General features: G+C 66.7%; 1 protein-coding gene. It reads right to left on the bottom strand.

Annotated elements, in window-relative coordinates; all coding sequences use genetic code 11:
• Nucleotides 1-65: 65 nt before the first annotated feature.
• Nucleotides 66-3,160: DEAD/DEAH box helicase (locus QZY44_RS15515; protein WP_295447876.1), on the bottom strand; the 3,095-nt coding region annotated here is incomplete at its 5' end.

Here is a 3,160-nt window from a genome sequence, read left to right as displayed (position 1 = left end):
GGTAAACCCTTCCAGCGCGGCAATAAAGCGCTGGCCCCACCAGGTCTTGCCCAGCGTTGCCATGGTCAGTCCAGCACCGCGTCGCGGTTGAGGCGAATCAGCGCCTTGAAGCGCTCGTTGTCGAGTTGCGTGAGCCACGACTCGTCGTTGCCGACGATGGCGCCGGCCAGTGCCTTCTTCTCCTCGATCATGGTGCTGATACGCTCCTCCAGGGTCCCCAGGGTGACGAACTTGTGGACGAAGACCGTCTTCTCCTGACCGATGCGGTAGGCCCGGTCACTCGCCTGATCCTCGACCGCCGGGTTCCACCACCGATCAAAATGGAAGACGTGGTTGGCCCTGGTCAGGGTGATGCCCACACCGCCGGCCTTGAGCGACAGGACGAAGATCGCGGGCTCGGTCTGCGGGTCCTGAAAGGCCGTGATCATGGTCTCGCGCCGGCTGCGCGCGGTGCCGCCGTGCAGATAGTAGGTGGGGTAGTGCAGGCCCTGTTTGAGCAGCCGCTCCAGCTCGGCGCCGATCTCGGTGAACTGGGAAAAGATCAGGACGCTGTCGCCCGCGGCCATGGCCTCTTCCAGCATCTCCTGCAGACGCTGGAGTTTGTGGGAGCGCTCCGGGGTAAAGGCGCTGCCGTCATGTAGAAACTGCGCCGGGTGGTTGCAGATCTGCTTGAGCTTCATCAGGGTGGAGAGCATCAGACCCTGGCGGGCGATGCCCTCCTTATCCTGGAGGTCGCGCTCCACGTCGCGGACCACGCTCTCGTAAAGGGCCGCCTGCTCCTTGCTGAGGTTGCAGTACTGGATGGCCTCCAACTTGTCCGGCAGGTCGCGGATGATGGCCTTGTCGCTTTTGAGCCGGCGCAGGATGAAGGGCTCCACCAGGCGCTTGAGGGTGGTGGACTGGATCGGGTCGTGGTCGCGCTGTACCGGGATTTCAAAGCGTTTGCGAAAGCGCGCCTGGGTGTCCAGGTAACCGGGATTGAGGAAGCTGAAGATGGACCACAGGTCGGTCAGGCGGTTTTCGACCGGGGTGCCGGTCAGTGCGAGGCGGTGACGGGCGCGCAGCTTGAGCACCGCCTTGGTCTGCGCCGCGGCCGGATTCTTGATGTTCTGCGCCTCGTCGAGGACGACCCGGTGCCAGTCGCGGGCGGCGAACAGGTGCTGGTCGCGACGTACCAGGGCATAGGAGGTGATGACCAGGGCCTGACCCGCCGTCAGCCCGGTGAAGGTGTCAGCGTCCTGCGCCCGCGTCGGGCCGTGATGGATCAGCACCGGCAGGTGTGGGGCGAACCGCTCCACCTCCTTCTGCCAGTTGCCGATGACGGAGGTGGGGGCCACCAGCAGGGTCGGGGCGATGACCGCCCCGTCGTCACGCTCCTGCACCAGGCGGGCGATGGCCTGAATCGTCTTGCCGAGGCCCATGTCGTCGGCCAGACAGGCACCGAGACCCAGCTGCTCCAGGAACCGCAGCCAGGCCACACCGCGCTTCTGGTAATCGCGCAGCTGCGCATTCAGTTGCGGCAGATCGGCGATGGACTCCAGCCGACTGCCGGTGCGCAGCCGCTCCAGCATGGCGGCCAGGGCATCGTCGCGGTCGACCTCGAAGGTATCGTCGGTGAGGGTGCGCGTGAGCAGGTCCTGGATGCTCATCTCCGGGGTCTCCTGGCCGTGCCGGCGCCAGAAGGCGAGCATCTCCTGCATCTTGTCGCGGTCAAGTTCGACCCATTGACCGCGGAATTGCACCAGCGGGGCCTTAGACGCGACCAGTCGCTGCCACTCCTCCTCAGTCACCACCTGATCGCCGATGGCGAGCTGGTAGTGGTACTGCACCAGGTTCTCGAGGTTGAGTCCGCTCGTGCCGCCTACCGCGGCGGGGGCGGCCTTGGCGGGGGAGGAGCGCAGCCGGATCTTGACCCGGCGGCGCCCCTGCGGTGTCCACCAGGCCGGCACCACGACCTTGAACCCGGCGTCCTCCAGCACCCAGGCCCATTCCTTCAGGAAGCTGAAGGCGTCGTCGAGGATCAGGGCCAGACCGCGCGGTTCGGCGGTGTCCAGGCCGTCCCACAGCTTCGGGACCATCCGGGCGGCGAGCCCCAGGTTGAGCAGCAGCTGGGTCTCGACGTCCTGCCCCAATTGGCGGCGCCAGGAGGTCCGCTGCTTCGCGGACAGGGGCCAATAGTCGGCGAAGGCCAGGCGCTGCGATGGGTCGTCCTTGGGCACGGCGACGAAGTGCAGGGTCCAGTCGTCCTGCGCCCCATCCAGCGGCTCCACGAGTTGAAAACCCAGGGTGAAGGCGGCATCCCGCTCGGCGCCGCGGATGCGCGCCCGCCACTGGTGCCATTGCTGATAGGTGTCCTGGCCGCTGCCGGGCAAGACCGAAGGTGTCGGCGCCAGACAGGCCGCCAGGAGGGTGCGGTCGACCTTTTTTGCGAATACCGCCGGCCAGGGCGTGTGTCGCACGAGTTGATCGAGCAATACCTCCGCGCAGTGCCGCAGCAGGCTATCGCCGGCCGGCCAGCCGTCCAGTGCGGCGGCGCAGGCCGCCGGCATCCGCGTGCTGGCCTGATCGATGAGTTGCTCGTACTGCTCGCAGGCCCAGTCCCAGGCCCCGGTGATCTCGACCGGTAGCGCCTTGCGCTTGCCTTTGGGCAGCGCTGGTTGGCGCGCCACCAAGGCGGGGAGATACTGGTCCCGCACCAGCAGGCGCTTGAGTTCCTGCGTGAACCAGTACCAGAACAGAAAGTCGCTCCCGGGCTGCACGTCCGCGGCCCGATGAAAGGCCAGGAAATGGATGTCGCTCAGTTGCTTGATGGGGCGATCCAGCCGGTAGCAGTCCACCTGCCAACGCTGGAAGCTCAGCGGTCCGTCGTCGCTGTCGTCCGGCCAATACCGCGCCAAGGCGGGCGACGGCAGCGGGGTGTCCGCCTTGCCGGGTAGTTGCAGTGCGCAGGTCTCGAAGGCGTCGTCGAGGCTCGACGCGCCCAGCGTCTCGAGGAAGGCCGGCCACTCTGCCCTGGACAGGTGAAACGGATGCACCGGCAGGCCTTGGTCGCGCCCTACGGGGCGACGCTCCTGCGTTTCCGCCCAGAGCCGAAATGCGCCGCTTTGGACGAACGCGTCAGTGGGATCGGGTAGCCAGACGGCGTGAAGAATCGGCATTG

This window comes from uncultured Thiodictyon sp. (assembly GCA_903837595.1).
Lineage (GTDB): Bacteria > Pseudomonadota > Gammaproteobacteria > Chromatiales > Chromatiaceae > Thiodictyon.
This window is presented reverse-complemented; position numbering and strand designations above follow the sequence as displayed.